Here is a 5,337-nt window from a genome sequence, read left to right as displayed (position 1 = left end):
TTTCTCGGCAAGCCGATCGGACAAGAGGCATGGATCCGGCACAGGTCTTTGGCGAGGGAAGTCACGATGAGATCGCTTATGCGGTCGGCCCCTCCACGCTTGGCGCGGTTCTGGTGGCGCGGCGTCCGGCCGGCGTCTGCGCGATCCTGCTCGGCGACAGCCCGGAGCGGCTGCGGCGCGAGCTTGGCGAGATTTTCCCCGGCGCCGATCTGACGCGCAAAGACCAGGCGCTGGCGCGTGAGCTGACGGCGGCGGTCGGTCTCGCGGATCGTCCTTGGGCGCCGTTCGCGCCGACTTTGGCGATCGACGGCACGGATTTCCAGCGTCGGGTCTGGTCGGCGGTGCAGGCGGTTCCGCCGGGCGAGACCGCGAGCTATGCCGAAATCGCGCGGCGGATCGGCGCGCCTTCGGCGCTGCGGGCGGTGGCCGGCGCCTGCGCGGCCAATATCCTGGCCATCGCCATTCCCTGCCATCGCATCCTGCGCAGCAACGGCACCCTGTCGGGCTATCGCTGGGGGCTGGAGCGCAAGCGCCGCCTGCTCGAACGCGAAAAAAGCTGCTGACCGATCCCGCGGCCCGCCTGCGACAGATTGTAGCGCCCGCGCGCGCGTGGGATTTGCGCCAAATCAATAAGGCCGGCGCGAAATGGCGTTAGATTTTCATTTGTGACGTCACCGTCACATGCGTCGGCGCAAGCAGGCGCTTCCTCCCTGAGACTTGGACCGCTTTAATCAAGGCGGTCCTTTTTCATTTCGGGATCTTTTTTCATTTCGGAGACGCGATCGAAACGCGGGCCTCGCCGCGCCCGCGCGAGAGCCGGCGCCAGATCCTCGGCGAGGCGGGTCTTTTCCGCGCGGCCCAGAATGGCCCCGATCTCCACGCGCGTTCGGCGCGAGAACAGGTCGATCCGTTCGACGCCGAATTCGGAATGGCGCGCGACGGCAAGCCTGACCCAGAGCGGATTGAAGCGCCAGTCGCGCCGCCGTCCCGTCGGGCCGACGCGCACGTAATGCAGCTCCAGCGCGCTGAGTTCGACATCCTCATAAGCGCGGGCGGCGCGGGCGCGGCGCGCGAAGGCGATGGCGACCAGCGTCCAGGTCAAGGCGAGGAACAGGGCGGCGGGCCAGGCGCCGTGTAGCGCGAAGGCGAGGCCGGCGAAGGCCTGCAGGGCGCCGAGAACGGCCAGAACCCTGCGGCGGCCGCGCCGCGTCAGCGAGCGGTTCGGGCGCAGGCGCGCCGCGAACAGCAAGTCTTTCGCGCCTTCGCCCTCATACACGCGTCGGTCCATTCTCGTCCCTTCAGCTTGTCGCCTCGCGCTCGATGCGCTTAAGTTCCAGCATGATGAAAGCAAAAACCTCTCCCGCCAAAAGCGGATCGCGCGCGCCGGCTGGCAAAAGCGCGGCGGTGAAAAAGAAACCCGCGAAGGGCCGGAAAGGCGCCGTCGATCCGGCGCGCATTCACGAAATTTTCGCCCGTCTGGCCGCGCGCAATCCGCATCCCGAGAGCGAGCTGGACTATAGCAATCCCTTCACCCTGCTCGTCGCCGTGGTGCTTTCCGCGCAGGCCACGGACGCCGGCGTCAACCGCGCCACAAAGGGCCTGTTCGCCATCGCCTCCACGCCGGCGCAAATGCTGGCCCTGGGCGAGGAGGGGGTGCGCGAGCAGATCAGGACCATCGGCCTGTTCCGCAACAAGGCCAAGAATGTGGTCGCGTTGTCGCGCCGGTTGATCGAGGATTATGGCGGCGAGGTTCCGCGCAACCGCGAGGCGTTGGAGAGCCTGCCCGGCGTCGGCCGCAAGACCGCCAATGTTGTGCTGAACGTGGCCTTTGGCGAAAAGACCATAGCCGTCGACACCCATTTGTTCCGGGTCTCCAACCGCATTCCGCTGGCGCGCGGCGCCACGCCGGAAGCGGTCGAGCGGGGCCTGCTCGCCATCGTGCCGGACGAATACATGTTTCACGCCCACCATTGGCTCATCCTGCACGGCCGCTATATCTGCAAGGCGCGCAAGCCGGATTGCCCCGTCTGCCCCATTGCCGACCTGTGCGAATTTGCGGGAAAAACGCCCACTCCCTAGAGTCCTTTGTTCTCGCAGCGTTTTTGCGAGAACCGGCGCGCACTTTTTCGCACGCTGCTCTAGGTTGAGCGTAGCAAAACTTGCTCTTGTCACTCCGTTGTCATATGAACAATCGGATCAGGCTGCGGAAGACAGCATGCCCAACGGCGAAATTTGCCGCGAGATGGGGTGGTCATGCTGGGTCCGATGGATTTGGAAGGCTGGATGGACGGCGACGAGGATGACGTCCTCCGCGACCGCTTGCACGCCGCGCCGGAAATTCAACTGCTGGAGCGCGACGCCTCGGTCGCGACTTTGCCGGGCTGGAGCCATTTCGATTTCGCGCTCGCCCGCCGCTTTTCCACGACGGATTATCTGGATTCGCACGAATTGCGCGCGCTTGCCGAGCGGCTCGGGCTCTGAGCGTCCGCTCCCGCCAAGCCCAAGCCAAGCCCAAGCAAAGCAAGGATTTGTTAAACTTTTATGCGTTAAGCCGTCTTGTGAGCGCGCGCCGTCGCTTCTATACCGTCCCGACCGACCGGCCGCGTCGGTCTGGCTGAATCAGATCAGGCATGCCCCAGCTCTATCATCACCCGCTTTGCCCCCATTCGCGTTTCGTCCGCCTCGCCCTGGGCGAATATGGGGTTGAGGCGGAACTGATCGAGGAGCGGGTCCATGAGCGGCGCCGCGAATTCCTGATGCTCGATCCGGCCGGCCAGACGCCGGTCCTGGTCGAAGACAACGGGCTCGTCATTCCGGGCGCGGCGGCCATCGCGGAATGGCTCGACGAAACGCTTGGCGATCGGCTCGAAGACCATCGCCTGCTGCCGCCCTCGCCGGTGGCGCGGGTGGAAGTGCGCCGGCTGATGGCCTGGTTCAACGAGAAATTCTTCGACGAAGTCTCCAACTGGCTGGTGACCGAAAAGGTCTACAAGCGCTTCACCGCGACCGAAATCGGCGGCGGCGCCCCGGATATGGACGTTTTGCGCGCGGCCCGCGCCAATGTGCGCTATCATCTGCGCTATATTTCCTATCTGGAATCCACGCGGCGGTGGCTGGCGGGCGACCGCATGACCTATGCCGATCTCGCGGCGGCGGCCCATCTGTCCTGCGTGGATTTCCTCGGCGACGCGCCCTGGGACGAGGAAGAGCCGGCCAAATCATGGTATCAGCGCCTGAAAAGCCGCCCGAGCTTCCGCCCGCTGCTGGCGGATCGCGTGCCGGGCGTGGCGACCAATCCGATCTACGCCGAAGTCGACTTCTGAGTTTTTTGCGCGCGGAGGCGGCGCGGCAGGGTTTCGACCTGTGCCGCGTGGCTGCGCCGCATGCGATTCCGCAGGCGCCCGCGCGGCTGGCGGCCTTTCTGGCCGAAGCGCGCCACGGCGACATGGATTGGCTCAGCGAGCGGAGCGACTGGCGCGGCGATCCGCAAAAACTATGGTCCGAGGTTCGCTCGATTATCGTGCTCGGCATGAATTACGGGCCGCAGGGCGATCCGCTCGCGGCGCTGGGGGACAAGACGGCAGGCAATATTTCGGTCTACGCCCGCCATCGCGATTATCACGACGTCATCAAGGGCAAGCTCAAGCTGCTGGCCGGCGCGCTGCTGGCGCGGGCCAAGGAACTGGGCGAGAGCGGCGACGTGAAAGTCTTTGTCGACACCGCGCCGGTTATGGAGAAGCCGCTGGCCGAAGCGGCGGGGTTGGGCTGGCAGGGCAAGCACACCAATCTAGTGTCGCGCGAGTTCGGCTCCTGGTTGTTTCTGGCCAGCATTTTCACCACGCTCGATCTGCCGCCTGACGCGCCCGAAATCGACCATTGCGGCTCCTGCCGCGCCTGTCTCGACGCCTGTCCGACCGGGGCGCTGGACGCGCCCTATCGAATCGATGCGCGGCTGTGCGTGTCCTATCTGACCATCGAGGCGCGAGGACAAATTCCACGGGCGTTGCGTGAAAAAATCGGGAACCGGATCTATGGCTGCGACGATTGCCTCGCCGCCTGCCCCTGGAACAAATATGCGCAGGACGCGCGCGAGGCCAAATTGCGGGCGCGCGCGGATCTCCTCGCGCCGCCGCTCGCCGAACTGGCGCGGCTGGACGAGGCCGGCTTTCGCGAAAAATTCGCCGGCGGGCCGATCAAGCGCATTGGCGCCGCGCGCTTCCTGCGCAATGTGCTGGTGGCGATCGGCAATTCCGGCGATGCGACGCTGGCGCCTTTGGCCGAGGCGCGGCTCGCCGATGACTCGCCGCTGGTGCGCGGCATGGCGGTCTGGGCGCTTTCGAAATTGCTGGCGCGCAAGGAATTCCGCGCCCTGGCGTCGCAGAAACAACCGGACGAATGCGACGCGGGCGTGCGCGCGGAATGGGAGAGCGTTTCGTGAACCTGATGATTTTCGGTCTCGGCTATACCGCCGGATTCTATGCCGCTGAAGCTGGCGGCGCTTTCGCCCGCGTCACCGCGACCAAACGCGCGCCGGAAATCGAGATGGCGGGCCGCCTGCAATTGCTGCCCTTCGACGGCGCGTCGGAAAAAGTCGATCCGCGCCTGCTGACGGCATTGCGCGAGGCCGACGCTTTGCTGGTCAGCGCCGGGCCGGACGAGGCGGGCGATCCGGTCTTGCGCCGACTGGCGGCGGAAGTCGCCGCCGCGCCGCGACTGAAGAAGATCGTCTATCTCTCGACCATCGGGGTCTATGGCGATCACGGCGGCGCCTGGATCGACGAAACGGCGAAGACCGAGCCGTCCAACCGCCGCAGCCAACAAAGGCTGATCGCCGAGCAGCAATGGCTCGATCTGGCGACGGACGCGCGCGCGGTTTACGTGCTGCGTCTGTCCGGCATTTACGGGCCGGGGCGCAATGTGCTGCTGAAACTCAGGGACGGGACCGCCCGACGCCTTGTCAAACCGGGGCAAGTCTTCAACCGCATCCATGTCGCGGATATCGTGCAGGCGATCGACGCCTGCCTGGTCCGCGCCGCGCCGGGCGGCGTCTATAACGTCACGGATAACGAGCCGGCGCCGCCGCAGGACGTGGTGACTTATGCCGCGGGCCTGCTGGGCGTCGAGCCGCCGCCGGAGAGGCCTTTCGAGGAAACGCCGCTCACCCCAATGCAACGTAGCTTTTATGGCGAGAACAAGCGCGTCTCCAACGCCCGCATGAAGCGAGATCTCGGCGTGGCGCTCGCCTTCCCGACTTATCGCGAGGGGATGGCTGCCCTCGCGGCGCAGGGCGAATGATCGTAAAATCGCCGTGAGCCTGGCGCAAAGACATGGACTCGA

The 5,337-nt window shown here is 65.7% G+C and carries 7 protein-coding genes; 6 read left to right on the top strand and 1 reads right to left on the bottom strand.

Annotated features, from left to right (window positions below; translation table 11 throughout):
• The first annotated feature begins 29 nt into the window (after positions 1 to 29).
• Positions 30 to 563, top strand: a complete 534-nt coding sequence (locus tag ACE3S9_RS14255) for a methylated-DNA--[protein]-cysteine S-methyltransferase (protein ID WP_374547142.1) — start codon at positions 30 to 32, stop codon at positions 561 to 563.
• A gap of 164 nt (positions 564 to 727) precedes the next feature.
• Here the strand turns inward: ACE3S9_RS14255 and ACE3S9_RS14250 are convergent, their stop codons facing one another.
• Positions 728 to 1,288, bottom strand: a complete 561-nt coding sequence (locus tag ACE3S9_RS14250; protein ID WP_374547140.1) for a DUF2244 domain-containing protein — start codon at positions 1,286 to 1,288, stop codon at positions 728 to 730.
• A gap of 50 nt (positions 1,289 to 1,338) precedes the next feature.
• On the opposite strand from ACE3S9_RS14250, the gene nth reads away from it, so the two are divergent.
• The 5 genes from nth (at position 1,339) to ACE3S9_RS14225 (ending at position 5,295) form a co-directional block, all read left to right on the top strand.
• Entirely contained in the window at positions 1,339 to 2,079 is a 741-nt protein-coding gene (gene nth / locus ACE3S9_RS14245) for an endonuclease III (RefSeq protein WP_374547139.1), read from the top strand.
• 174 nt (positions 2,080 to 2,253) lie between these two features.
• A complete protein-coding gene (locus ACE3S9_RS14240) occupies positions 2,254 to 2,481 on the top strand; it encodes a hypothetical protein (RefSeq protein ID WP_374547137.1) in 228 nt (75 codons plus the stop codon).
• 149 nt (positions 2,482 to 2,630) lie between these two features.
• The gene (locus tag ACE3S9_RS14235) at positions 2,631 to 3,323 is read left to right on the top strand and encodes a glutathione S-transferase family protein (protein ID WP_374547136.1); all 693 of its coding nucleotides are present in this window, start codon (positions 2,631 to 2,633) and stop codon (positions 3,321 to 3,323) included.
• On the top strand, positions 3,221 to 4,438 hold the full coding sequence (gene queG / locus ACE3S9_RS14230; RefSeq protein ID WP_374547135.1) for a tRNA epoxyqueuosine(34) reductase QueG: 1,218 nt from the start codon (positions 3,221 to 3,223) through the stop codon (positions 4,436 to 4,438). Before ACE3S9_RS14235 ends, queG begins: the two co-directional genes overlap by 103 nt.
• Before the next feature lie 5 nt (positions 4,439 to 4,443).
• Positions 4,444 to 5,295, top strand: a complete 852-nt coding sequence (locus ACE3S9_RS14225) for an SDR family oxidoreductase (protein ID WP_374547143.1) — start codon at positions 4,444 to 4,446, stop codon at positions 5,293 to 5,295.
• The last annotated feature ends 42 nt before the right edge of the window (positions 5,296 to 5,337 follow it).

The organism is Rhodoblastus sp. (genome assembly GCF_041915505.1).
In the GTDB taxonomy this organism is placed as follows: domain Bacteria; phylum Pseudomonadota; class Alphaproteobacteria; order Rhizobiales; family Beijerinckiaceae; genus Rhodoblastus.
Note: the sequence above shows the minus strand (reverse complement) of the source record. Positions and strands in the feature narration are given on the sequence as shown.